At 37.2% G+C, this 25,400-nt stretch carries 31 protein-coding genes; 19 read left to right on the forward strand and 12 right to left on the reverse strand.

The genetic code is table 11. The features are described from left to right. The first annotated feature begins 18 nt into the window (after nucleotides 1–18). The 3 genes from KRODI_RS01910 to KRODI_RS01925 all read left to right on the forward strand — a co-directional run bounded on the left by KRODI_RS01910 (nucleotide 19) and on the right by KRODI_RS01925 (nucleotide 2,250). Entirely contained in the window at nucleotides 19–378 is a 360-nt protein-coding gene (locus KRODI_RS01910) for a carboxymuconolactone decarboxylase family protein (RefSeq protein WP_013749877.1), read from the forward strand. Between the two features lie 220 nt (nucleotides 379–598). Continuing rightward, a complete protein-coding gene (gene lptB / locus KRODI_RS01920) occupies nucleotides 599–1,339 on the forward strand; it encodes an LPS export ABC transporter ATP-binding protein (protein WP_013749879.1) in 741 nt (246 codons plus the stop codon). A 65-nt stretch (nucleotides 1,340–1,404) separates the two neighbouring features. Next, nucleotides 1,405–2,250, forward strand: a complete 846-nt coding sequence (locus tag KRODI_RS01925; RefSeq protein ID WP_013749880.1) for a phosphatase PAP2 family protein — start codon at nucleotides 1,405–1,407, stop codon at nucleotides 2,248–2,250. Nucleotide 2,251: 1 nt separating this feature from the next. Here KRODI_RS01925 and KRODI_RS01930 read toward each other — a convergent pair whose 3' ends face one another. After that, on the reverse strand, nucleotides 2,252–2,626 hold the full coding sequence (locus KRODI_RS01930) for a MotA/TolQ/ExbB proton channel family protein (protein ID WP_013749881.1): 375 nt from the start codon (nucleotides 2,624–2,626) through the stop codon (nucleotides 2,252–2,254). Nucleotides 2,627–2,900: 274 nt separating this feature from the next. Here KRODI_RS01930 and KRODI_RS01935 point away from each other — a divergent pair, with 274 nt between their 5' ends. The 7 genes from KRODI_RS01935 (at nucleotide 2,901) to KRODI_RS01965 (ending at nucleotide 8,860) form a co-directional block, all read left to right on the forward strand. Further along, nucleotides 2,901–3,950: a sensor histidine kinase gene (locus KRODI_RS01935; protein WP_013749882.1), complete on the forward strand. Its 1,050-nt coding sequence runs from the start codon at nucleotides 2,901–2,903 to the stop codon at nucleotides 3,948–3,950. Further along, nucleotides 3,950–4,648 (forward strand): LytR/AlgR family response regulator transcription factor, encoded by a 699-nt coding sequence (locus KRODI_RS01940; RefSeq protein ID WP_013749883.1) that lies wholly within the window; start codon nucleotides 3,950–3,952, stop codon nucleotides 4,646–4,648. The genes KRODI_RS01935 and KRODI_RS01940 overlap by 1 nt, the downstream gene beginning before the upstream one ends. Nucleotides 4,649–4,766: 118 nt before the next feature. Continuing rightward, nucleotides 4,767–5,468, forward strand: a complete 702-nt coding sequence (folE, locus tag KRODI_RS01945; protein ID WP_013749884.1) for a GTP cyclohydrolase I FolE — start codon at nucleotides 4,767–4,769, stop codon at nucleotides 5,466–5,468. 117 nt (nucleotides 5,469–5,585) lie between these two features. Next, nucleotides 5,586–7,070 (forward strand): cysteine--tRNA ligase, encoded by a 1,485-nt coding sequence (cysS, locus tag KRODI_RS01950; protein ID WP_013749885.1) that lies wholly within the window; start codon nucleotides 5,586–5,588, stop codon nucleotides 7,068–7,070. After that, complete coding sequence (gene yidD, locus KRODI_RS01955; RefSeq protein ID WP_013749886.1) at nucleotides 7,070–7,324, forward strand: membrane protein insertion efficiency factor YidD; 255 nt, start codon at nucleotides 7,070–7,072, stop codon at nucleotides 7,322–7,324. The genes cysS and yidD overlap by 1 nt, the downstream gene beginning before the upstream one ends. Before the next feature lie 113 nt (nucleotides 7,325–7,437). Then, on the forward strand, nucleotides 7,438–8,376 hold the full coding sequence (lgt, locus tag KRODI_RS01960) for a prolipoprotein diacylglyceryl transferase (protein WP_013749887.1): 939 nt from the start codon (nucleotides 7,438–7,440) through the stop codon (nucleotides 8,374–8,376). After that, nucleotides 8,363–8,860: a DUF192 domain-containing protein gene (locus KRODI_RS01965; RefSeq protein ID WP_013749888.1), complete on the forward strand. Its 498-nt coding sequence runs from the start codon at nucleotides 8,363–8,365 to the stop codon at nucleotides 8,858–8,860. Before lgt ends, KRODI_RS01965 begins: the two co-directional genes overlap by 14 nt. Nucleotides 8,861–9,125: 265 nt before the next feature. Here the strand turns inward: KRODI_RS01965 and KRODI_RS15325 are convergent, their stop codons facing one another. The 7 genes from KRODI_RS15325 to KRODI_RS01995 all read right to left on the reverse strand — a co-directional run bounded on the left by KRODI_RS15325 (nucleotide 9,126) and on the right by KRODI_RS01995 (nucleotide 12,898). Further along, a complete protein-coding gene (locus KRODI_RS15325; protein ID WP_013749889.1) occupies nucleotides 9,126–9,278 on the reverse strand; it encodes a DUF4295 domain-containing protein in 153 nt (50 codons plus the stop codon). 3 nt (nucleotides 9,279–9,281) lie between these two features. Further along, entirely contained in the window at nucleotides 9,282–9,464 is a 183-nt protein-coding gene (gene rpmG, locus KRODI_RS01970) for a 50S ribosomal protein L33 (protein WP_013749890.1), read from the reverse strand. Between the two features lie 20 nt (nucleotides 9,465–9,484). Next, a complete protein-coding gene (gene rpmB / locus KRODI_RS01975; protein ID WP_013749891.1) occupies nucleotides 9,485–9,724 on the reverse strand; it encodes a 50S ribosomal protein L28 in 240 nt (79 codons plus the stop codon). Between the two features lie 195 nt (nucleotides 9,725–9,919). Continuing rightward, entirely contained in the window at nucleotides 9,920–11,167 is a 1,248-nt protein-coding gene (locus tag KRODI_RS01980) for a competence/damage-inducible protein A (protein WP_013749892.1), read from the reverse strand. Beyond that, nucleotides 11,168–11,503, reverse strand: coding sequence for an Hpt domain-containing protein (locus KRODI_RS01985; protein ID WP_013749893.1), 336 nt, complete (start codon nucleotides 11,501–11,503; stop codon nucleotides 11,168–11,170). 3 nt (nucleotides 11,504–11,506) lie between these two features. After that, nucleotides 11,507–12,121 (reverse strand): fumarylacetoacetate hydrolase family protein, encoded by a 615-nt coding sequence (locus tag KRODI_RS01990; RefSeq protein ID WP_013749894.1) that lies wholly within the window; start codon nucleotides 12,119–12,121, stop codon nucleotides 11,507–11,509. A gap of 3 nt (nucleotides 12,122–12,124) precedes the next feature. Further along, entirely contained in the window at nucleotides 12,125–12,898 is a 774-nt protein-coding gene (locus tag KRODI_RS01995; RefSeq protein ID WP_013749895.1) for a 3'-5' exonuclease, read from the reverse strand. Nucleotides 12,899–12,997: 99 nt separating this feature from the next. Here KRODI_RS01995 and KRODI_RS02000 point away from each other — a divergent pair, with 99 nt between their 5' ends. Together KRODI_RS02000 and KRODI_RS02005 are read left to right on the forward strand one after the other, a co-directional pair. After that, complete coding sequence (locus KRODI_RS02000) at nucleotides 12,998–13,468, forward strand: hypothetical protein (protein ID WP_013749896.1); 471 nt, start codon at nucleotides 12,998–13,000, stop codon at nucleotides 13,466–13,468. Then, complete coding sequence (locus tag KRODI_RS02005; protein ID WP_013749897.1) at nucleotides 13,461–14,120, forward strand: hypothetical protein; 660 nt, start codon at nucleotides 13,461–13,463, stop codon at nucleotides 14,118–14,120. Before KRODI_RS02000 ends, KRODI_RS02005 begins: the two co-directional genes overlap by 8 nt. A gap of 91 nt (nucleotides 14,121–14,211) precedes the next feature. Here the strand turns inward: KRODI_RS02005 and KRODI_RS02010 are convergent, their stop codons facing one another. The 4 genes from KRODI_RS02010 to KRODI_RS02025 all read right to left on the reverse strand — a co-directional run bounded on the left by KRODI_RS02010 (nucleotide 14,212) and on the right by KRODI_RS02025 (nucleotide 18,140). Continuing rightward, nucleotides 14,212–15,522, reverse strand: a complete 1,311-nt coding sequence (locus KRODI_RS02010) for a dihydrolipoamide acetyltransferase family protein (protein ID WP_013749898.1) — start codon at nucleotides 15,520–15,522, stop codon at nucleotides 14,212–14,214. A gap of 79 nt (nucleotides 15,523–15,601) precedes the next feature. Further along, nucleotides 15,602–16,735: a glycosyltransferase family 2 protein gene (locus tag KRODI_RS02015; protein WP_013749899.1), complete on the reverse strand. Its 1,134-nt coding sequence runs from the start codon at nucleotides 16,733–16,735 to the stop codon at nucleotides 15,602–15,604. A gap of 87 nt (nucleotides 16,736–16,822) precedes the next feature. After that, on the reverse strand, nucleotides 16,823–17,440 hold the full coding sequence (gene recR, locus KRODI_RS02020; RefSeq protein WP_013749900.1) for a recombination mediator RecR: 618 nt from the start codon (nucleotides 17,438–17,440) through the stop codon (nucleotides 16,823–16,825). Between the two features lie 58 nt (nucleotides 17,441–17,498). Beyond that, nucleotides 17,499–18,140 (reverse strand): protein-L-isoaspartate(D-aspartate) O-methyltransferase, encoded by a 642-nt coding sequence (locus tag KRODI_RS02025; RefSeq protein ID WP_013749901.1) that lies wholly within the window; start codon nucleotides 18,138–18,140, stop codon nucleotides 17,499–17,501. 145 nt (nucleotides 18,141–18,285) lie between these two features. Here KRODI_RS02025 and KRODI_RS02030 point away from each other — a divergent pair, with 145 nt between their 5' ends. From KRODI_RS02030 to miaA, 7 genes are all read left to right on the forward strand, one after another. After that, nucleotides 18,286–19,245, forward strand: coding sequence for a Gfo/Idh/MocA family oxidoreductase (locus KRODI_RS02030; protein ID WP_013749902.1), 960 nt, complete (start codon nucleotides 18,286–18,288; stop codon nucleotides 19,243–19,245). Nucleotides 19,246–19,304: 59 nt separating this feature from the next. Further along, on the forward strand, nucleotides 19,305–20,195 hold the full coding sequence (locus KRODI_RS02035; RefSeq protein WP_013749903.1) for a 3-hydroxyacyl-CoA dehydrogenase family protein: 891 nt from the start codon (nucleotides 19,305–19,307) through the stop codon (nucleotides 20,193–20,195). A gap of 60 nt (nucleotides 20,196–20,255) precedes the next feature. Beyond that, nucleotides 20,256–21,476: a DUF1015 domain-containing protein gene (locus tag KRODI_RS02040; protein ID WP_041295594.1), complete on the forward strand. Its 1,221-nt coding sequence runs from the start codon at nucleotides 20,256–20,258 to the stop codon at nucleotides 21,474–21,476. Next, nucleotides 21,476–22,123 carry a YggS family pyridoxal phosphate-dependent enzyme gene (locus tag KRODI_RS02045; protein WP_013749905.1) on the forward strand — a complete coding sequence of 216 codons (648 nt, stop codon included), beginning with the start codon at nucleotides 21,476–21,478 and terminating at the stop codon, nucleotides 22,121–22,123. Before KRODI_RS02040 ends, KRODI_RS02045 begins: the two co-directional genes overlap by 1 nt. 69 nt (nucleotides 22,124–22,192) lie before the next feature. Further along, nucleotides 22,193–23,569 carry an exonuclease domain-containing protein gene (locus KRODI_RS02050; RefSeq protein WP_013749906.1) on the forward strand — a complete coding sequence of 459 codons (1,377 nt, stop codon included), beginning with the start codon at nucleotides 22,193–22,195 and terminating at the stop codon, nucleotides 23,567–23,569. 45 nt (nucleotides 23,570–23,614) lie between these two features. Next, nucleotides 23,615–24,478, forward strand: a complete 864-nt coding sequence (locus tag KRODI_RS02055; RefSeq protein WP_013749907.1) for an ion transporter — start codon at nucleotides 23,615–23,617, stop codon at nucleotides 24,476–24,478. After that, nucleotides 24,471–25,382, forward strand: coding sequence for a tRNA (adenosine(37)-N6)-dimethylallyltransferase MiaA (gene miaA, locus KRODI_RS02060; protein WP_013749908.1), 912 nt, complete (start codon nucleotides 24,471–24,473; stop codon nucleotides 25,380–25,382). Before KRODI_RS02055 ends, miaA begins: the two co-directional genes overlap by 8 nt. The last annotated feature ends 18 nt before the right edge of the window (nucleotides 25,383–25,400 follow it).

The following is a 25,400-nucleotide window of genomic DNA, read 5'->3' on the forward strand; positions in this document are numbered from 1 at the left end:
CCACTACTCCCCACAACTATGAGCAATAATATTATAGACGATTTTAATAGCTACCGTTCTACAATGAACGATAAAATCCTTGCCGATAACAACAAAATCGTCAAGCGTATTTTTAACCTAGACACAAATGCATTTTCTGAAGGTGCGCTAGATAAAAAGACAAAAGAACTCCTAGGACTTGTGGCCTCTACAGTGTTACGTTGTGATGATTGTGTAAAATATCACCTCGAGAGCTGTCATGATGAAGGTGTAACTAAGGAAGAAGTAATGGAAACATTAAGTATAGGGACTCTTGTAGGAGGAACTATTGTAATACCTCACTTACGCCGCGCTTATGAATACTGGGAAGCGCTAGACGAGAGAAAAGCAGGTAAATAATTAAAACGGTATGCCATGAAGAGATTTTTAAAATATTTTATGTCCTTTTTCATGGCGTACAGTCTTATACTCACTGCTTTTGAATATTTGAGCAATGACAACATAAGCTGGTTTGGAATTTTATTTCAAGCTTTGTTTTTTGGTTTGATAATGGCTTTCACTTTTACACGTTATAATAAGGTCAAAACAGAGGATTAAACAATTTGTATATTTACTTACTATGAAACTACGTGCTGAAAATTTAATGAAATCCTATAAAGGCCGAAAGGTGGTTAAAGGAATTTCTGTAGAGGTAAATCAAGGAGAGATCGTAGGATTACTAGGCCCTAACGGCGCTGGAAAAACTACCTCCTTTTATATGATTGTAGGTCTTGTAAAACCTAATGGTGGAAATATCTATCTAGAGCAGCAAGATATTACAAAGTACCCCATGTACAAGCGTGCTCAGAATGGAATAGGTTATCTCGCGCAAGAGGCATCTGTTTTTAGAAAACTAAGCATTGAGGATAACATATTAAGTGTTTTACAACTCACAAAACTCTCAAAGAAAGAGCAACTTCATAAAATGGAGGAGCTCATAGAAGAGTTTAGCTTAGGTCATATACGTAAAAGCCGAGGTGATTTACTTTCTGGAGGTGAACGTCGCCGTACAGAAATTGCACGAGCACTAGCAACCTCTCCATCTTTTATATTACTAGATGAACCTTTTGCAGGTGTAGACCCCGTAGCAGTAGAAGATATACAGCGCATCGTAGCACAGCTTAAAGATAAAAACATAGGTATACTTATTACCGATCATAATGTTCAAGAAACACTTGCTATTACAGATCGTACTTATTTAATGTTTGAGGGAAGCATTCTCAAACATGGAGAACCGGAGGAACTTGCAGCAGATGAGATGGTACGTAAAGTATACTTAGGCCAGAACTTTGAACTGCGTAAGAAAAAACTATTTACATAGTTTACCATTAAACCAACCATAGTGTGAGTTTTCTAGTCAACCTCACACACTAAATTATAATCCTCTTGAAAACGACCTTCACCATCATATTCATTTGTTTCTTTTCTATTTTTTGCAAAGCGCAAACACCTATTACTTCACAAACTCAAGACACCTTGAGTGTTTTAAAACTAGCATTGTACGATACAAAAGTTATGCTCAAAGGTATAGGTCACGCATACACAGGGCCTCTACGATGGAAAAAAGATGACTGGATTGTGGCTGGTACCATTGCTGGAGGAACAGCACTACTCTATTTTGTGGATGATGATGTAAATAATTTTTTTTCAAAAAGAAGTGATGATTTACCAGGAGTACTAGACGAGGTTGGAGAACGTGGGGGTAGTCCGCAGGTAATATATGGTCTGACCGCTGGAACATATTTATTTGGATTATTTACTAAAAACCAAAAGGTACGCAGAGCAGGAGCTTTGATGACTTCTTCGGCAGTTACAGCTGGACTGTTACAAACCATTCTCAAAGCCTCTACAGGTAGAAGCAGACCAGAAAACGGCAAAGGTAAATTTGAATTTAACCCTTATAGCGGAATGGCGGGCTTTAGATCATTTCCTTCTGGCCATACTATACTATCTGTTACAATGGCGCATGCAATTGCAAAGCAATTTGACAATACTTGGGTAAAAGTTGGCGTGTACGCCTTAGGATCTATTGCACCTTTGCAAAGAATTTGGGGAGGAGCCCATTGGCTTACAGATGTTGCCCTTAGTGCTGCATTGAGTATTGTTATTGTAGATTCTATAGACAACTACATGAACAAAAGCAACGTCTATCCCGACGGAACTAAAAAGAATAAAATCACTTGGAATTTTAATGTAGGTCTAGGTCGTGCCGGGATATCAGGTACTTTCTAAATTATACTTTAGTTCGCTCTTCTTGTTGTGCTTTTATAATAAGTACCAACATAGACAACCTACCAATCACAAAGGTAAAAAGACCAAATAGCGTACAAAGCAATGCTACTTTAAGTCCGCCTGCCATCATGGGTTGCGATATATTACCGCTTCCTTCTATGGCATCAAAAGCTGTAATTAAACCCAAGGTAGAACCTAGAAAGCCCCACATCATTGCAAATAAACTAAGGTGACTTATAATTTCTGAGGTTGCTCTCTTAGCTCTTTTTCCCATGAGAGAAATTACAAGTAGCGCGATAATTGCAATAATTACAACTAGAATAGGATACATAAATAATGGCCCTCCCTCGTTCATGCGATCAATTAATTGTGACATAGTGTATAGTATTAATGGTTAATATATTTCTTTTGATATTAAATGATTGAAAATAACATGCTGGGCAAGTTATTCGTAAACGTTTATGAGGTAAATATATAACTGTATTACAATGCTCATTTATAAACTCGACCAACTTCCATTATAACACACATTATAACCTAATAAGCCTTTTAAGTGGTTACTCGCTTGGTAAAAGTGTTATTCCCATAATGAATCTCGTCGTTCATCTCAAAAAATTAAATCGTTCTTATATTTTTCTCATCTTTGAAAGATGTATGAATTCAAGCTTAAAAATCTTGCGATTATCCCATTACATATTATACTGTGGATAGTCGTATGGCTATTTTACATTTACTTTTTTAGCTATGCAGCAGCAAATGAAGAATTTGTCTTATACTTTGCAACAAGTCTTTTGCCAATAACGATTACAGTAACTTATATTATAGCCTACTATTTAATTCCAAAGTTCTTGCTTGAAAAGCGCTATCTACTATTTAGCACCTACTTACTGTACACCATGGTTGGCTCGCTATTTCTTATTATCATTATCACTTTTATCAACTTCATATTTTTATCTAATTATGATATGAAGCAAATGCCATTACTCACTCGTAATTTTCTATTTGTATTCATACTTGTCTATATAATTGCTGGATTGGTATCACTTGTTCAAGTACTGCGATACAACTACAAAGCGATTAATCGAAATACCGCGTTAGAAAAGAAACTTCTAGAAGGTCAACTTACGCTCAAAGAGAAAGAACTTTATTACCTAAAAGAGCAAATCCACCCTCATTTTCTATTCAACACACTAAATATTATTTATGGCGCAGCACTAACAGAGTCTAAAGATACTCCTGACTTGATTTTAAAATTGTCCAATCTGCTCGATTATACTCTTAATCAGATTGAGAAAAAAACTGTTGCAATCTCTGAAGAGGTTCTCTACATATCTTCTTATATAGGACTAGAGCAAGTGCGCTTTAGAGACACATTAAAAGTTTCATTCTCAAAAAAAATAGACAACGACATACAAGTGCCGCCAATGTTATTTATTGCATTTATTGAAAATGCATTTAAACATGGCAGTCCACATGACAGTATATTACACATCGCAATATCTCTTGAAGTCAATGTCAACCAACTACATTTTTCCATAAAAAATACTATCAAAGAAGATCCCTCTCCAAAAGAAAATCATGGGCTAGGAATGCAAAATAGTATCAAGAGGTTGGATACTTTATATCCAGACGCTTATACTCTTAACACCCACACTTCAAAAGGATGGTATTACCTTGAGCTAATTATCAACATAAACTAATGGAAACTTATCAAGCGATTATTATAGATGACGAGCCCATGGCTCGTGAGATTTTAGAAAATCATCTTGCTAAAATAACTCAAGTGAATGTAGTTGCTGTTTGCAAAAATGCAACCGAAGGCTTCAGCGCTCTAAGTAAGCATGATGTTGATCTCGTCTTTCTAGATATAAATATGCCAGAGGTTACCGGACTTATGTTTGCCAAGGCAATTCAAGGAACAACAAAAATAATTTTTACTACTGCTTATCGAGAATATGCCGTAGAAGGGTTTGACTTACAAGCGGTAGATTACCTACTTAAGCCTATATCCCTAGAGCGCTTAATGAAGGCTTTACAGAAGTTTTATAAGGAAGTGAGTCCAAAAGTTGAGAGTACAAATCAAGAAACCTTTAGCTTTTTTCGCTCTGATCGTAAAATGATAAAAGTAGACTTCAACAATATACTTTACATAGAAAGCATAGGTGATTACTTGAAAATACACACCACAAATGACGTTATCGTCACTAGGGAAACCCTACTTGCCACTCTAGAAAAACTACCCGCTACCCTATTTTTGAGAACACATAGATCATATGTGGTTGCGATAAGTAATATTGAAAGTTTTACAAACGAACATATTAATATTAATAATAAAGCAATTCCTATCAGCCGTAGCTACCGTGACCAAGTACTTAGCATATTAAACCGCATAAAATAATGTAGTTTATTATGTACCTTTGCAAGCCTTAAAAAATCATTACGACAAAGATTAAAAAGGTGCTTATTATGCTTTCGCGAAAGCGTAATAAATTCCATTAAAAGGATTGCAGATTACTATGAAAACAGATTTAGATAGAGGAATACAAGTAGACGACGCCAGTCTTCTCAACGAAGAAATAGGCGATAATCACGTTGCTACAAGTGCTATTACACCATTGCGTGATGATGCTTTTGAGATGAGTAACGCAGATAAAATGGCGAGCATTCAAGAAGATGTTGCACATATTATGCAAACACTAGGTCTTGACATGACTGATGATAGCCTTAAAGGTACTCCAAAGCGTGTGGCAAAAATGTTTGTAAACGAGATCTTCGCAGGTTTACATCCAGATAATAAACCTAAGGTTTCCGTTTTTGATAATAACTATAAGTATGGAGAGATGCTTGTAGAAAAAAATATTACAGTGTACTCTACCTGTGAGCATCACTTACTACCTATTGTAGGTCGTGCACACGTGGCTTACATTTCTAACGGAACTGTTGTAGGTCTTAGTAAAATGAATCGCATTGTAGATTATTATGCAAAGCGTCCTCAAGTACAAGAGCGCCTTACTATGCAGATTGTGCAAGAATTACAACGCGCAATGGGAACAGAAGATGTAGCCTGCGTTATCGATGCAAAGCATCTCTGTGTAAATAGTAGAGGAATAAGAGACATCGAGAGCAGCACAGTTACTAGCGAGTTTGGTGGTAGATTTAAAGATGCTGCTACTCGCAGAGAATTTTTAGATTACATCAAGCTAGACACAGATTTTTAAGAAGCTACAACTTGCTTATAAATACTTATAAAAAAGCGGTTTCTTTTTAGTTACCGCTTTTTGAGTTTTACAATTAAGATATTTACCTTCGTCACACACACATAAATAGCACATAAAATGCCATTATACCAAGATCAAGAACTTACAGTTTACAATTCCCTTTCGGGAAAAAAGGAACTTTTTAAACCCCTTCTTGAAGGATATGTAGGCATGTACGTTTGTGGTCCTACCGTATATAGCAATGTACACTTAGGTAACGTACGTACTTTTATGAGCTTTGATATGATTTTTAGATATCTCAAGCACCTTGGATATAAAGTGCGATATGTGCGTAACATCACAGATGCTGGTCACCTTACAGATGATGCAGATCAAGGAGAAGATAAGATTGCAAAAAAGGCGAGATTAGAAAAAATCGAACCTATGGAAGTTGTGCAGAAATACACACTAGACTTTCATGATATTCTCAATAAATTCAACTTCTTACCTCCTAGTATTGAACCTACAGCTACAGGTCATATTATCGAGCAAATGGAAATCATTAAGAAAATCATAGATAATGGTTATGCTTATGAAAAAAATGGCTCTGTATATTTTGATGTTGTAAAGTTTAATAAAGACCATGAGTACGGTAAACTTTCTGGCCGCAAGCTAGAAGATATGATTGCAAATACTAGGACTCTCAACGCACAAGATGAAAAAGAGAACCCTCAAGACTTTGCACTCTGGAAGAAAGCAGAACCACAGCATATCATGCGCTGGCCCAGTCCCTGGGGAGATGGCTTTCCAGGATGGCACTTGGAGTGTACTGCTATGAGTACAAAATACTTAGGAGACCAGTTTGACATACACGGTGGAGGTATGGATTTAAAGTTCCCTCACCATGAGTGTGAGATTGCACAAAACGAGGCAGCCCTAGGTACCGAACCCGTGCGCTACTGGCTTCACGCAAATATGCTCACTCTCAACGGACAGAAAATGGCCAAAAGTACCGGGAACAGTATTAATCCTGGGGAGATATTTTCTGGAGATAGCGAGCATCTCTCTAAAGGATTTGCTCCTAGTGTTGCGAGATTCTTTATACTTCAAACAAGCTATCGTAGCATCATGGATTTTTCTAATGACGCTTTACTTGCTAGTGAGAAAGGCTTTCATAGACTTATGGAAGCACTCAAAATAGCAAAAAATCTTACGGTTTCTAAGGAAAGTAGCTTTGATGTGACAGCATGGAAGCAATCTTGCTACAATGCCATGAATGATGATTTTAATACACCTATTCTCATAGCACAACTTTTTGAAGCTGTCAAGCAAATCCATTTAATAAAAGATGGCAAGGCGACAATCACAGCCGAAGATTTGAAACTTCTACTAGACACTCTTGAAGCTTTTGTTTTTGACGTTTTAGGACTTGAGGATAATAACGCTTTCGCGAAAGCGGACGATTCAAAACTCAATGGAACCGTTGAACTACTAATAAAGCTGCGCAAAGAAGCTAGAGAAAACAAAGATTTTGCCTTAAGTGACAAAATACGCGATGAACTTATTGAACTAGGAATACAACTGAAGGATAGTCGAGAAGGTACAAGCTTTTCGGTAAACTAATGGTTTCTATCAAGAAAATAGCCATTGCTCCATTTTTAGGACTTATCTGGTTTTATCAAAAATTCATCTCTTCATGGACGCCAAGCTCGTGTCGCTATAGCCCTACTTGCTCGAGTTACACAAAAACGGCACTAGAAAGACACGGACTTATCACTGGAGGCTGGTTATCTATCAAGAGAATATTTTCTTGCCACCCATGGGGCGGTCAAGGATATGACCCAGTTCCCGAAAAAGAAGAATTAAATAATACATAAAGACTTTTAGTATCTGCTATTAAGGTTTTAAATTGCTTATTGAAAATAAACAACACACTCGATCTACTGTGGAAACACTAACTAATGATCTGAGTAGCTAACAATCCCAATATATGCTTGCATTAAAATTTACATGGAATCCAATATCAGGACTTGACCTAGGCTTTATTACCATCCATTTTTATAGTTTAATGTTTGTAGTTGCATTCTCATTAGGTTTTTACCTGATGAAGAAGATGTTTATACGTGAAGGAGTTGCTATTGAAAAATTAGACAGTCTATTTATTTATGCTGTAGTCTCAATTCTATTAGGAGCACGACTAGGTCACGTATTCTTTTATCAAACAGAATTACTTTGGGAAGATCCGCTATCTGTATTATTACCTTTTAGGTTTGTCCCAGAATTTGAATTTACCGGGTTTAGAGGACTTGCTAGTCACGGAGCTGCGATTGCTACTATTTTTGGATTGTACCTGTACAACAAAAAGGTTTTGCATAAATCGGTTTTATGGATCTTAGATCGCGTAGTTATTACCTGTGCATCAGGAGCTGTGTTTGTACGTATAGGTAACTTTTTGAACTCAGAAATGGTAGGAAAAATTACAGACAGCAACTTAGGTATTCAATTTGTTCAAGACGAAATTTCTGAACGCCGAGCAGTATCGCTTACTAATATTCCAAACCCAGCACAAGCATACCAAGCACTTACAAGCGACCCACAATTTGCAGATATTATAAGCACCATTCCTTTTAGGTATCCTGGACAGCTTATGGAGGCTTTTGGTTATGTATTTGTATTCCTAATCCTATTTGTTCTGTATTGGAAGACAGATGCTCGTAAAAAGTCAGGATTCTTATTCGGTCTATTCTTATTACTTCTAATGGGCGTACGTTTTATAGTAGAAAACTTTAAGCGTGAGCAAGTAGAAAATCGTGAAGATTGGATTTTTAATCTGAACACAGGTCAAGTATTGAGTATACCCTTTATAATTATAGGCTTATACTTTGTTATAACATCATTTACTAAAAAGTCATCTTATGAAGCTTCGTAACGCTGCTTATATTTCACTTTTCTCACTTCTTATTGCTGGAGTGAGTTGTAAAGAAAACACAAATACTGATAGTATTATATCTATCGAAAAACCAGCTTTTAATAAAGAAGGAGAGCTTACACTTATCAAAGCTTCTGGTCAAGTAATACGCACGATAGATATTGAAGTAGCAGATACTGCATACGAGCAGGAAGTTGACCTTAAGAATAGAGATAGACTCAAGTCACACCAAGGAGTTCTTTTTCTATATCCACAAGAAGAGTTAAGAGGATATTATATGACAGATATTAGGTTTCCTTTAGACCTTATACATATCAATGCAGAAAATGTGATTGTGAGCTTTTCTGAAAACACAATGCCTTTAGATGATAAGACCTTCTTACCCTCACAAGTGCCGTCACAACTAGTTTTGAAGATCAACGGTGGCTTATCTGAAGAATGGGTTATTGAGGTAGGAGATCGCGTAGAATGGAAGTTTCTTTAATATACACTTTACAACGTAGCTTAAGTTAATACAAAACCCTCTAAACAGAGGGTTTTTACATTTACAGACTATTCAGACTATTCAGTAAATCTGTTCATAAACAACACAGACAGCGCCGTCATGCTATAAAAAGAACCATAACATGTCTGTCAAGTAACCGTAGCAGCCTTATGTTATTGACAACGATTATATCCCTATCAAATCTTATGCAACAAAAAACCCGCTTCTATTAAGAAGCGGGTTTTAAAATATTGTATAGTATAACTTATTTCTTAGCTAAGAAATCGCTTACTTGGTCTGGAGCCATTACTGCCTCCACAAATGTATAAGCTCCAGATTTTGGAGACTTTACCATTTTTATCGCTTTAGTTAAACGCTTTGATCCTGTCTGTAAAGATGCTACTGATTTCTTTGCCATAACTTATTTGATTTCTTTATGAACAGTCATCTTCTTCAATACGTTGTTGAATTTCTTCAACTCCATACGGTCCGGTGTGTTCTTTTTGTTTTTAGTCGTGATATATCTTGACGTACCTGGTTGACCAGTCGCTTTGTGCTCAGTGCACTCTAAGATTACCTGTACTCTATTCCCTTTCTTTGCCATCTCGGTGTTTCTTTATGGGATTATTTAGTTAAGAACCCGTTTGCGCGTGCCTCTTTAACAACCGCATCGATTCCTTTCTTATTGATATTCTTTAACGCAGACGTTGATACTTTCAACGTGATCCACTTATCTTCTGCTGGAAGGTAAAAACGTTTTTTCATAAGATTCACGTTAAATTTACGCTTCGTCTTATTCATCGCGTGGGAAACATTATTTCCGACCATCGCTTTCTTACCTGTAAGCTCACAAACTCTAGACATTCCTAAAACTTTAAATAGTTATTTCAAAACAGGCTGCAAAAATACGTAATTTTATATCTCACAACAAAACTTATTGGTAGTTTTTTTTCTGTTTCTTCAAGTGACTTTCACTTTTATTTACTTTTACTCTTTAATTCACCTCGCACAAGCACTGAAATGGCACTTTTTCACGAAAGCGTACTCTTAATATAACATCTACTTAGAGAGTAATTCTTCCTTAAGTAACTCTAAGGCTTTATTTACAGCCTTGCCTATTACTCGCTCTCTGTGATTACCCATCATGAAATGATGCGCCGTAACACCGTTCTCTGTAGCAATACCTATATAAACCGTTCCCACCTCTGCATCACTATCTCCTTTTAAAGGCCCTGCGTTACCAGTAGTAGAAATACCTATATCAGATTTATAAAGTTTTCTAGCATTTACAGCCATTTGCTCTGCCACTTGTGCACTTACGACAGAATGCTCTTTAATTACTTCTGGATCTACGCCTAAAATATCAACCTTAGACTGTGTAGCATAAGTGACTAGACTTCCCTTTAAAAATTGCGAAGCACCGCTGTGTGCCGTAAATCGCTCTACCATTTGCCCTCCAGTACAACTCTCTGCTATTGCAAGTGTTTTACCTTTTTCAACAAATAAGCCTGCTACAACTTGCTCAAATTCTCCATCGCTTTCATACCCAACAAAAATGTCGTCTATAAATGGTAAAAGCTTATCTGCTTGTTCTTGCATAGCAACCTCTACCACCTCTTTGTAAAGACCTGAAGTAGATAAACGTAAACGTACTCTACCTAATGAAGGAAGATAAGCTAGCTTAATTTCGGCAGGAAGTTCACTTTCAAAACGCTCTATCCTTTCGGCGATGGCGCTTTCACCCATTCCGTACGTTAAAAACGTTTTATGTAGTATGTAAGGAAGTTTAAACTGCTTTTGTAAACGCGGCAGCACTTCATTTTCCATAAGCCCCTTCATCTCATAAGGAACACCTGGCATAGAGACAAAGATAGTGTTATCATTCTCAATCCACATCCCTGGAGCTGTACCAAATTCATTTACTAGCACTTCTGCCTTTCTAGGCACCATAGCTTGCGTTTTATTTGCATCAAGCATTGGCTTTTTAATATATTCCTTAAAGAGATGCGCTACATGATCTAGTACTCCTTGATTAAACACAAGCTCATCATTAAAGTACTTACATATGGTATGCTTTGTAATATCGTCTTTAGTAGGACCTAGACCGCCTGTAACAATCACAAGATCTGCTCTAGATTGTGCAGCTGCAAAAGCTTCTAGTATATGACTTTCATCATCTTGAATAGAAGTGATCTGATATATAGAAACCCCTATTTTATTGAGAGCAGATGATATATATGCACTATTAGTATCTACAATCTGGCCTATGAGAATCTCATCACCTATCGTTATAATTTCAGCTTTCATTTAAAAATCCTCTTGAAGCTCAGTAATTACAGTACCTAATGTAGAAGTTATATCGTCTAGCTTAGATTGTATTGCAGATGTAGGCTTATTGCTATCACTCCACCTTTCCATAGCTTTGATTTGATCTAATAAATCAATACCAAACATATCGAGATTAGGTTTCATTTTATGCGCAAATTGATATGCCATCTTGTGGTTATTATTCTCAATAGCACTTTGCATGGACTCTAAATCTGGCGGAATTTCTTGTAAGAATGTCGCTACGATAATGCCTACAAAATCCTCATCACCACCAGCAATCTCTCTTACTTTTTCTAGATTATAATGTCTCAACATGTCTTATTTTACGTTTATAGAGAACATCTCTGTTTCTCCTATATATCCTTTTAATTTATCATTCTCTTGTACGCGTGCAACTCCCGCAGGCGTTCCCGTAAATATAACATCTCCTATCTTAAGTGTAAAATACTGAGACACATAACTTATCAAAGCATCTATTTTCCATAACATTTCACTTGTAGAACCTTCCTGAACTATAACACCGTTACTCTCCAATCGAAAAGAAATATCATTTACAGAGTCAAAATCTGACACAGATAACCACTTAGGACTTATCACAGCCGCACCGTCAAAACCTTTGGCCTTTTCCCACGGCAACCCTTTCTCTTTGAGTTGTGCTTGCAAATCACGAGCTGTAAAGTCAATACCTAAACCTATCTCATCATAATACGTGCTAGCATATTTCTGATCTATATACTTTCCTATCTTCTTGATTTTTACAAGAATTTCCACTTCATGATGCACATCATTAGAAAATGGAGGTATCACAAACGGATGTTTACTTAATAAAATAGAAGAATCTGGCTTTAAAAACACCACTGGATGTTCTGGACGCTCATTCTCTAGCTCTGCAATATGCTTTGCATAATTACGACCTATACATATAAGTTTCATAAGTTATGCTTTAGTGTTAAGTTTACGCAGTTTTATAGCCGTAAGCACTTTCTTAGTATAAAGAGGGAAATCTGCATTTTGAATCCAGCCAAAATATCCTGGCTCATTATCTAGCACCTCTTCTACTTTTTTACCTTTATGCTTTCCGAAGGTAAAAATCTCTACATCATCCTTATCGTAGCCTATGAAACCAGCAAAATCTGCTTGTTTCTTACGCGTACTAAAGTCTCCTAAGAATTTCATATCATTCTCTAGCTCATCATATCTGTCAAGCTGTGACTTTAACACCTCATAGGTCGCCCATGTATCGGCAGAGGCGCTGTGCGCATTCGTAAGGTCTTTACCGCAATAAAATTTATAAGCTGCAACAAGTGTGCGTTGCTCCATCTTGTGAAAAATGTTTTGCACATCAATGGCATTACGATTTTTCATATCAAAATCAATCCCAGAGCGCAGTAGCTCTTCTACTAGTAATGGGATATCAAATCTATTAGAATTGAATCCCGCAAGATCTGCATCCTTTATAATATCATAAACATCCTTTGCGCGAGCGGCAAACGTAGGCTTGTCTACCACATCTGCATCGCTTATTCCATGTACCGCAGTTGTTGCCGCAGGGATAGGCACTGTAGGATTTATACGTTCTGTAAACTCTTCTTCCCTTCCATCTGGAAACACCTTTAAAATAGAAATCTCTACGATTCTATCTTTGGCTACATTAATTCCAGTAGTCTCTAGGTCAAAAAAGCAAATCGGTCTTGTAATTTTTAATTGCATGGTACAAAAATACTTGTTTCAATCTACAAAATTAACTCCCGCTTTCATTAAAAATAGGAGATTCTGTATCTTGGTACGTCTTTTGATTTTCAGATAATTATGAAAAATAAATTTTTATTGTTAGCCTTTTTAATGCTCGCTTTCGCGAAAATGGGAAATACACAAACCTCAGCATTTACCACAGATGATGTCTCTGGAGTTTATAGTAAAGGGTTTGAAACCACCTCAGAAAATGCTAAATTTAATACTAGTACAAAATTCACAAGGTCACTTATCCTATCTCCAAATGGCAGATTTGAGTATCACAATTTTAGACAACTCAAAGGTCAAGAAGAAGAGCACTGGTGGGCACGCGGCAACTGGAGACTTGAGGGTAAAGTTGTTTTTTTTACAACCACCAAAGATGATATAAACGATCAATTTACGATTGATTTAAATAATACAAAGGCACGATTCTTCAAGAAGTCACCTCGAAGTAAATCGCCTAAAATTCAGCCAACGTACATTCGATTTTTCGAATCGGATTACTCACTAACTAAGAATTTAAAACTTCCTAAAACAGATGAATAAATTACAACTGTTACTTTTTATAGCCTTGGTGTCAGGGTTTCAATTTTTCGCGAAAGCGCAACTAAACAACACGCCTCCTGTAGAATTGATAGAAGATAAACAACCAAAAAGATGGTTACTCTATGCTCAAAACAATACAGATGAGGAGCAAGAAGCTTTTTTAATCGTGCAAGGAGAAGGCTTTAGAAGAAGTGCTGATAGGCCTGTGATAAAAAAACTTCCTCCTAACTCAAAAGTCCTCATGATTACGCTTATCCCTCTCAAAGGAGTGGAACCCACCTACACTAAGATTTTTACTTACGAGAACGAATTGCAAGACATCTCAACCAGAAAAGGAGCAGACAGAGAGGAGTTTGTAAACATAAGACCCCTAAAGGACGATGAACTCACTGTATTTACGGAGCCAGATTGCGAGAAATGTAAGTTGCTAACAGATTTTTTAAATAAAAATCATTACAAATACCGTGTGCTGGATGTAAGCACTAACAACAAGGTGAATGACTTTATGTTTGATCATCTCAAAAACTCAAGCTATAAAGGAGGGATTATAGATTTACCAGTAGTAATGTTTGAAGGAAGAAAGCACTGGAGCATTGTAGATATTAAAAACTTCATACGTGAGTACGACTGGAAAGGATTAAAAAAAAGCTGATCCTTACGATTCAGATATTAATAACTCCTATAAAACAAGAAAGGCGCAACTCACGTTGCGCCTTTGGCTTATATAATTTTAATCGCTTTACTTATACTTCGCGATTTACATCAAATCCTTCCAGATACTCAGCAACACGTTTTACAAACTGTCCGCCCAGTGCTCCATTTACCACACGGTGGTCATAAGAGTGTGAAAGGTACATTTTCATACGTATCCCGATAAAATCTCCGTCTGGAGTTTCTATCACTGCAGGTACTTTGCGTATGGCTCCTAGCGCAAGAATTGCAACTTGCGGCTGATTGATAATAGGAGTTCCCATGATAGATCCAAAGGTTCCTACATTTGTTACCGTATACGTTCCTCCAGCAGTATCATCTGGTTTTAATTTTCCATCTCTAGCACGTCCCGCAAGATCATTAACAGACTTTGCCATCCCTACAAGATTAAGCTGGTCTGCATTTTTTATTACAGGTACTATAAGGTTACCATCTGGTAAAGCTGCTGCCATACCAAGGTTTATATTTTTACGTTTTATGATCTTATCACCATCTACGGCAATGTTAATCATAGGGAAATCACGTATAGCTTTTGCTACAGCCTCCATAAATATAGGAGTAAAGGTTAAATTCTGACCTTCTTTTGCTTTAAAGCTATCCTTGTGTTTCTTTCTCCAGTTCCAGATGTTTGTTACATCTGCCTCAATAAATGATTGAACGTGTGCACTTGTTTGTACAGATGCTACCATGTGATGCGATATGAGCTTGCCCATACGTGTCATTTCTATGATCTCATCTTCACCATTTACACTTACTGGTGCAACTTTTACTGCAGGAGCAGCCTTAGCAGCAGGCGCTTGTTTTTGTGCAGCTGGCTTAGCCGGAGCTGTACCACGTGTAGAAAGATATGTTACCATATCATCCTTAGTCACTCTACCATCTTTACCTGTACCTGCGATTGCATCAAGCTCTGCTTGATCAATACCTTCTTCCTTAGCCATGTTACGCACCAGTGGCGAGTAAAAACGGTCTCCAGAACTTACAGGAGCAGCTACTGCGTCTTTTGCAGCAGTTACAGTTTGAGCGACTGCAGCAACTGCAACCTCTTCTTCTTTAGTTTCTTTTTGAGCTGGCGCTGGCGCAGCGTCACCGCTTCCTTCACCTTCGGTTTCTATAATAGCAATAGTCTGCCCTACCTCAACAACATCATCTACCTCAAACAGTTTTTCTATTAAAATACCGTCTACTTCACTAGGAACTTCACTATCTACCTTATCTGTAGCGATCTCTAGTACAGGCTCATCTGCCTCTATAGTATCTCCTACTTCTTTTAACCAAGTTGTAAGCGTTGCTTCTGCAACACTTTCTCCCATTTTTGGTAGCTTTAATTCAAATCTTGCCATATTCGTAAAATGTAGCTGTTTTTAATACTCGTTTTTGCAAAAATAGTAATTAAATCAATCCAATAGTGATTATAAACTATTAATCTCTATTAAACTCAATCACATCGCCCTTCCCTAGACTACTATTACTGCCTATTGCAAAAGTACCATTTTTAGGAATGATTTTATAGGTAGCACCACTACCTCGATATGTTATAATTTCCTTAATTATGTCACTATACGCTACATATGCCGCATCAAAAACAAGCTCTTGCCCTTCCTTAGGAACACACATATCACCTATAACTGTTACAGGTTTTGTTACCGCTTTCGCGAAAGCGTCACTTAAAAATTTATTATCCGTAAGCAACAAATATTCCTGTATGTTATACTTACTACCATCGAGATTAGACTGTAAATATCGTTTATGAAATCCAGCTTTAAACTTGGCTAAACTCACACCAATATTCACAAGAAAACCTTTGAATACATTATCATTAAAGTGCTTTTCATAAAACAATTGCATTGCTCCATAAAAACACTTTCTATAGTGCTCATCCCTTACAGTGCTTTCTCCTTTAAAATGCAATATCGTCTCATCGCCTATGTAGTGATTGCTATAACCTGCCTTTGTTATGGTATATGATAAGTCTATATCTTCTCCAAACATAAAATAGCGCTCATCAAATCCTCCCACTTCCTCATAAAGATTACGAGACATAAACATAAATGCACCCACTAGAATAGCTACTTCACCCCTAGCGTCACTCACTATATGAGTGGCGTAATAAGAGGATCCATAACCCATCATCTTACTCAATGCAACTCTGAGAGTAGGAACATTGCGCTTACTTTCTGGTAAATAAGCCCCTCTACCATTTACAAGACGTACTCCTTGAGCTCCGGTATATTGTTCTTGGGTAGTTATTTTTAGTAAACTCTCAAATACACTCGATGGAACCACTGTATCCGGATTAAGAATACAGATATAAGTTCCTTTTGCTAAGGCAACCCCTTGATTATTTGCAGACGAAAAACCAGCGTTTTTCTTATTGGCAACAATCTTTACGGTAGGAAACTTATCCTTGACCATTTGTACACTGCCATCTACAGAAGCGTTATCTACCACTATAATCTCTGCATCTGTGAAAGCTATTGCATCTTGTACACTGTCTAGACATAACTCTAGGTAGTGCATCACATTATAACTTACAATGATTATGGAGAGTTGCAAAAAGCTTAAAGGAATTTATTATTTATAGTAGTATATAGGTTATACTGACTATTGTGCGACATTTTTAACAAAGCACAATATATTAATTTAATTCTTTAAAGAATTTTCAAAAGGTATGCGATGTAAAATACTTCTACCTAGCGTTACCTCATCTGCATACTCTAGCTCGTCACCCACAGCAATACCTCTAGCAATCGTAGATGTTGCGATATCATAAGCCTCTAGCTGTCTATAAATATAAAAGTTTGTAGTATCTCCCTCCATAGTAGAGCTTAATGCAAAAATCACCTCTTTCACCACTCCGCTTTTTGCTCTATCTATGAGCGAAAAGATATTTAAATCCTGAGGCCCTATACCGTCCAGCGGACTGATTTTACCTCCCAGCACATGGTACAAACCACGATACTGACTCGTATTTTCTATCGCCATTACATCCCTTACGTCTTCTACCACGCAAACTATACTTTCATCTCTATTAGGATTTGAGCATATCTCACATAATGCTACATCTGAGATGTTGTGACACTTTTTACAGAATTTAATAGTATCACGCATCGTATTTAATGCTTCTGTAAGGTGGTGTGTCTGTGTCTCAGGCTGGCGTAATAAATGTAATACTAATCGTAACGCAGTACGCTTGCCTACTCCTGGGAGTTGAGACATTTCATAGACTGCATTTTCAAGAAGTTTTGAAGAGAATTCCATAGTTGTAAAGATAACTCTTTAGTGACGTTATGTAAAAATCACTGAGTTGATAGACGCACTAATTCTTATCCTCCAGTAACGGTACAAATCTAAACTCTCCATATTCCTTTTTCTCAAAAGAAGTCGCCGAGGTTCGTATATAGCGCTGCATAATTTGTGGGTCATCACCTACGGGTATAATAAGCCTACCTCCTATCTTAAGTTGAGCTAGTAACGGTTTTGGAACAAAAGGAGCTCCAGCTGTCACTATAATACTGTCAAAGGGTGCATAAGATGGTAACCCTTTATATCCATCACCAAAACTCAAAAAACGAGGCCTATAGCCAAGCTTAGTAAGAAACAATTTTGTTTTCTTATACAACTCTTGCTGGCGCTCTATAGAATATACTTTGGCTCCCAGCTCACAAAGCACAGCAGTTTGATAACCGCTTCCTGTTCCTATCTCGAGAACTTGATCTCCTTTTTTAATCTCCATTAATTCACTTTGAAAAGCAACTGTATATGGTTGTGAGATGGTTTGATCTGCAGCAATAGGAAACGCTTTGTCTTGATATGCATGATGCTCAAAACTACTATCCATAAAAAAATGACGCGGAATCTTCCCAATAGCATTGAGAACAAGATCATTTGTGATTCCCTTATCTCTCAATATTTGAACAAGTTGGCGGCGTTTTCCTTGGTGGCGAGTAGTGTCTTTCATGGATTACTAAATTAGAAGAAAAGTTGGAAAATCAATATACCTATCTGTAAGATTTTACAACCATTATAAAAAAATCACCTTTGTAGAAAGCTGTATCCTATTAAAAAGTATCTAAAACCTTATTTTTGTATAAAAATCAAACACTATGCTTAAAGCTGGCGTACTCGGTGCTGGACACTTGGGAAAAATACACTTAAAACTTCTTAACCTTTCTGAACACTATGACCTTGTAGGTTTTTACGACACCTCAAAAGAGGTTAGGGATGCCATCTCTCAAGAATTTGGTTACACTGCTTTTGAGACCGAAGAAGATTTAATCAACGCCTGTGATATGGTAGATGTAGTAACTCCTACCACCTATCACTATGCAAGTGCAGAAAAAGTAATCAAAGCTGGAAAGCATCTCTTTATTGAGAAACCAATAACAAACACAGTTGAGGAGGCAGAAAAACTACTCACGCTTGCAAAGGAACATAATGTTTTAGGTCAAGTAGGTCATGTAGAACGCTTCAATCCGGCATTTATGTCTGTGAGCGATTCCATTAAAAGCCCTATGTTTATAGAGGCACATAGACTTGCAGAATTTAACCCTAGAGGAACCGATGTCCCTGTAGTTTTAGACCTTATGATACATGACATTGACGCAATATTAAGCGTGGTAAATAGTCCTGTAAAAAGTGTGAACGCAAGTGGTGTATCTGTCATATCAGAAACTCCAGATATCGCAAATGCCCGCATTGAGTTCGAAAACGGATGCGTCGCAAACCTTACCGCAAGTCGTATCTCTATGAAAAACATGCGCAAAGCACGTTTCTTTCAGAAGGACGCATACATTTCGGTAGATTTTCTTGAGAAAAAAGTAGAAGTTGTAAAGATGAAAGACGCTCCAGAATCTCCAGATGATTTTGCGATGATTCTTCAGAATGCAGAAGGAATCAAGAAGCAAATTTATTTTGACAATCCAGATGTACCTAGCAATAACGCAATACTTGATGAGCTAGACGCTTTCGCGAAAGCAATAAAAGAAAACACCACCCCAATCGTATCATTGAAGGCTGGAACCGAAGCTTTACGAGTAGCAAAAATGATTATTGCAGATTTTTAGAAAACACATATTCAAACATACAACTCCTTGAAAGAGGAAACATACTAAGCACTTCACTTATGAAAAATATAGCAGTTATAGGAGCAGGAACAATGGGTAACGGTATTGCACACACTTTTGCTCAAAGTGGTTACCAAGTTCAACTAGTAGATATCTCTCAAGATTCACTAGACCGTGGGATTAGTACTATCTCAAAAAACCTAGATAGAATGGTTGCCAAAGAGCGTATTACCGCTATAGAAAAGCAGCAAACTCTTGACAACATCACTACGTACACAAACCTTGCAGAAGGTGTTAAGAATGCTGAGCTTGTAGTGGAAGCCGCTACCGAAAATGTAGATTTAAAACTAAAGATTTTTGAATCTCTAGATGCAGCTACAAGTGACTCATGCATACTTGCTACAAACACATCTTCTATTTCAATTACTCAGATTGCGGCTGTTACAGAACGTCCAGACCAAGTAATAGGAATGCACTTTATGAACCCTGTGCCTATCATGAAACTTGTAGAAATCATAAGAGGTTATAATACAAGCGACCTTACTACAAAGACCATCATGGAACTTTCAGAAAAGTTAGGTAAAGTACCTGTAGAGGTTAATGATTATCCTGGTTTTGTAGCAAATCGCATCCTCATGCCTATGATTAATGAGGCTATAGAAACATTATACAACGGTGTGGCTGGCGTATACGAAATAGACACAGTTATGAAACTAGGAATGGCGCACCCTATGGGACCATTACAACTTGCAGATTTTATAGGTCTAGATGTTTGTTTATCTATTCTTGAAGTAATGCACGACGGATTTAAAAACCCAAAATATGCACCTTGCCCGCTTTTAGTAAACATGGTAAGAGCTGGAAAATTAGGAGTGAAGTCTAGTGAAGGTTTTTACGATTATAAAGAAAGTCGCAAGGCAGAGAAAGTCGCAGCAATGTTTGCTTCATAATCTCCACACCACTCAAAGCTCAATAAAGGCGCATTGTTTTGCGCCTTAAGTACATATAACATGGCAAAAATTCTCCCATTCCGTGCGGTAAGACCTACTAGAGATAAAGTAGGGCTGGTTGCTACACGCGCTTACCAATTTTATGATCAAGTAGGACGCGACCACAGAATGGCACAAAATCCGTTCTCATTTTTGCACATTATCAATCCTGGATATAAATTTCAAAAAGAAATTACTGGGAAACAGCGTTTTGAATTAGTACGTAATCGCTATCAAGAATTTAAAGATGATGGTGTTTTTATTAAGGAAGAGCAACCCGCATTCTATATATATAGAATTGTAGATAGAGAGAAAAACACCTTTTGTGGTATTGTCGCTAGCGCTTCTGTAGAAGACTATGAGAATGATGTTATAAAAAAGCACGAAGACACGCTCGAAGATCGCGAGACTCTTTTTACAGAATACTTAGATACTGTGGGCTTTAATGCAGAGGCTGTATTACTTACCTATAAAAATTCTGATGAGATTAAGAGCATTCTCAACAATGTAATGACCAATCGCGCTGAGTATGAGTTTACAACCACCTATCGTGACACGCATTACTTATGGCCAGTAACAGATACACCAACTATAGAAAAGCTGCAACATGCTTTTGCTAGCATGGATAGCCTTTATATTGCAGATGGTCACCACAGATCTTCTTCCTCTGTCCTACTTTCTAAAAAACATACAAAAGATCAAAAGAGCTATCATTCATTTATGAGTTTTCTTATACCTGAATCAGAGTTACTTATTTATGAGTTTAATAGACTTATAAAGGACCTTAATGGCTTAAGTAAGGAAGCTTTTTTAATTGCTCTTGACAGTAAGTTCAGAATTGAAAATCGAGGTAAAACTCCCTATAAACCTTCCAAGAAACATCATTTTAATATGTATCTAGATGGTGAATATTACAGTCTTTACTTGAGACACAGCCTACGTAGCTTTGACACTCCACTAGATAGACTAGACACTCACATACTGTATGAAACGGTGCTCAAACCTATTCTGGGAATCATAGACTTGAGAAATGATGACCGCATAGTATATGTAGATGGCAGACGCGATATTACAAGCTTAACAGACCGTATAGACAATAAGGAATATGCGGTAAGCTTTGGTATGCTACCAGTCACTATAAATGAGTTAAAAGAAATAGCAGACGCTGGATTAAAAATGCCACCAAAAAGTACGTATATTGAACCTAAACTACGCAGTGGCGTAACCATTTACGAATTTTAATGAGTATAGCAGAAAATATCTTACGCTTTCGCGAAAACATTCCTTCACATGTTACTCTTGTAGCTGTTTCAAAAACTAAACCTGTTTCAGACCTTATGGAGGCTTATGAAACTGGGCAACGCATTTTTGGGGAGAATAAGATTCAAGAAATGACAGACAAGTGGGAAGAAATGCCCAAGGATATAGAGTGGCATATGATAGGCCACGTTCAAACAAACAAAGTTAAATTTATGGCTCCATACGTGAGCCTTATACATGCTGTAGATCGTTTAAAACTTATAAAAGAAGTAAACAAACAGGCAGAGGCAAATGACCGAGTGATTGATATTCTTATTCAGATTAAAATTGCTCGTGAAGATTCAAAATTTGGAATGGCTGTTCAAGATGCCGTTAAGCTTTTTGAAGAAAACACATTAGAAAATTATCCCCATGTAAATGTGGTAGGACTGATGGGAATGGCAACTTTTACTGACAACCAGGATCAAATTACGGCAGAGTTTGAGTTACTAGAAGGATTATTTTTACGCTTTCGCGAAAGCGCAAATCTCACCATTCTATCCTCAGGAATGAGTGGTGATTATAAACTCGCAATTGACAAAGGAAGTACCATGATTAGAGTAGGAAGCAGTATTTTTGGTGCTAGATAATTTTAAACACTTGAACTCATTTTTAAAATAACGTAATTCCCTAAAAACTGGAATTTTAAAAAATAGCATATTTACGCAATACTAGACATAGAAACCACTGGCGGTAAGTACAACGAAGAAGGTATTACAGAAATCGCCATTTATAAATTTGACGGACATCAAGTTGTAGATCAATTTATTACTCTCGTAAATCCAGAACGCCCCATACAAGCATTTGTAGTAGGACTTACTGGTATTAATAACGGGATGTTAACAGATGCTCCAAAGTTTCATGAAATAGCAAAGCGTATTATTGAAATCACAGAGGGATGTATTATTGTGGCTCATAATGCCCAGTTTGACTATCGCATTTTAAGTCTAGAATTTGACAGGCTTGGATACCCTTATGAAAGAACGACCTTATGTTCTGTAGAGCTTTCTCAAGAATTACTTCCCGGACATGATAGCTATAGTTTAGGAAAACTAACTAAGACATTAGGAATCGCGATGTCTAACAGACATAGAGCAGATGGTGATGCTATTGCAACTGTCAAACTTTTCAAGTTACTCCTAGAGAAAGACCCAGAAAAGACAATTATAACTAAAGCCATACGCTCTTTCCCAAAAAAGCATATGGACACCAAACTTAAGGACCTTATAAGAAGTGTGCCTTCTGAGACTGGTGTGTACTTTATGCATAATGTAAATGGAACCATCATTTACATAGGCAAAAGTAAAAACATGAAAAAACGTCTTACGCAGCATTTTACTAATGATAATCGTAAGAGTAAGCAAATACAAGATCAGGTAGAAACGGTTACCTACCAGACTACAGGTACTGAACTCATTGCACTTCTAAAGGAGAATGCAGAAATAAAACGTCACAAGCCAAAGTTTAATAGAGCCTTACGTAGAACTAAATTTAAAGTACAACTCACTCACTATACAGACAGTGAAGGTTATATACATCTCAAGACCGAAAGAGCAGATGGTCGCAAGGAATCTATAACAACTTATAGCAACTCTATGAGTGCAAAGGCTAATCTAGAGCGCATTATCGACTCGTATGATTTATGCCAAAACAAGACACTGTACAATGAAAAGAGTGGCAACTGCTTTAATTATACTATTAAAAAATGTAATGGCGCTTGTATAGGGGGGGAATCACCAGAATCATATAACCAGCGTGTGCAAGCTTTTCTAGACAAGCATAGTTACAAAAACAAAAGTATGATAATCGTTGAGCGTGGTCGCACCTCAATTGAACGTTCTGTAGTACTTGTAGAAGATGGTATTTTTGTAGGAATAGGTTATTATAAATCTGATTTCCAACTCAACGACCTTGAATCGCTTAAATCTATTATAACCCCTATGGAAGATAATAGAGATGCTAGACACATTATCCAGAGTTACTGTCGTAGCAGAAAACGACTTAAGATTATTCCGCTAGATCAGATTACTAACTAGCACAGAAAACAGTATTTTTAGGCTACTGTATAAGAACTAGATATTTTGACAAAAGAGGGCACATCATTTTGGCGCAGAAAACTGCACGATATTATTTACGAGGCAGACACGCCTGCGGGAAAACTTTTTGATGTAGTATTACTCATACTTATACTTGCCAGCATCGCACTAGTAATGCTCGAAAGTGTAAAAAGCATAGATGCAAAATATCACGATGTTTTTGAAGTAGGAGAATGGATCATCACCATCTTCTTTACACTAGAGTACTTTGCGAGAATTATAACGATAAAAAAGCCTACAAAATATATTTTCAGCTTTTATGGTCTCATCGACTTCTTCTCAACAATACCGCAGTACTTAGCTTTTTTCTTCATTGGCTCAAATGCTTTACTTACCGTAAGAGCGCTTCGCTTATTACGAGTATTCAGAATTTTAAAAATCACGAGATACGTAGGCGAGTCTAATAAGCTCTCCAAAGCTCTTAAAGATAGTAGAGCAAAGATTAGTATATTTTTATTTGCAGTACTTATTCTCTGTATTATCGCTGGCACAATCATGTATATGATAGAAGGTGAGCAAAGTGGCTTCTCCAGCATCCCTGTAAGTGTTTACTGGTGTATTGTAACGCTTACTACGGTAGGCTTTGGAGATATCGCACCTGTTACTCCACTTGGACAACTTATAGCGGCTATTATTATGATATTAGGATATGGAATCATTGCAGTACCTACAGGTATTGTGAGTGCCGAATATGCAAAAGACATGAGCTCAGAAAAAATCACGATAGATGGTGAAGACTATGTGCATATGAACACGCAAGCCTGCGTAAACTGTAATGCAAAGAAACATCGTGATGATGCCGAATTTTGTCATAAATGCGGACACACGCTTAACGTCTCACATGAGTAAATATCTCATCCCCATCGTAGGACCTACTGCAATAGGTAAAACTGCACTTTCCATTAAAGTAGCACAATATCTCAAGACAGAAATTCTATCTGCAGACTCAAGACAATTTTTTAAAGAGATGTATATAGGTACAGCCGTTCCAGAACCTGAGGAGCTCGCTGCAGCCCCGCATCATTTTATACAACACCTCTCTGTAAATCAAGACTACAGTGTGGGACACTTTGAAAAAGACGCTATCGATAAAATTACCGCACTACATAAAAAATACGACACCGTGGTTATGGTAGGTGGTTCTGGGATGTATGTAGACGCCGTTATTAATGGATTAGATGAGTTTCCCGCAGTAAAAGATGGTGTACGAGCAAAGCTCAAAGATTTGCACGAGAGGGTGGGTATTGAAGCGCTACAAGATCTCTTACTAGACAAAGACCCAACGTATTACAAGCAAGTTGATATACATAACACACAGCGCGTTATAAGAGCTTTAGAAGTATGTCTTTCGGCAGATGAGCCTTTTTCATTTTATAGAAATAGACCTAAACCTAAGCGCAATTTTGAGACCATCAAAATAGGATTACAAGCAGACCGTAAAATTATGTACGACCGTATTAATCTACGTGTAGATCTTATGATTGAAAATGGTCTGGTTAAAGAGGTAGAAAGTTTGCTTTCGCGAAAGCATAACAACGCCCTTATAACTGTAGGCTACAGGGAGCTCTTTGAATATTTTGAAGGCACAGTCACCCTAGAACGAGCTATTGAAAATATAAAGACCAATACGCGACGTTTTGCTAAAAGACAAATGACATGGTATCGCCGTGATGAGACTATCAATTGGTTTGACTACCAGACACCTTTTGAAGAAATAGCATCGTTTATAAATAAAAAAACGCACCACTCATAGAGCGGCACGTTTTTATAG

The organism is Dokdonia sp. 4H-3-7-5 (assembly GCF_000212355.1).
Classification (GTDB): Bacteria; Bacteroidota; Bacteroidia; order Flavobacteriales; family Flavobacteriaceae; genus Dokdonia.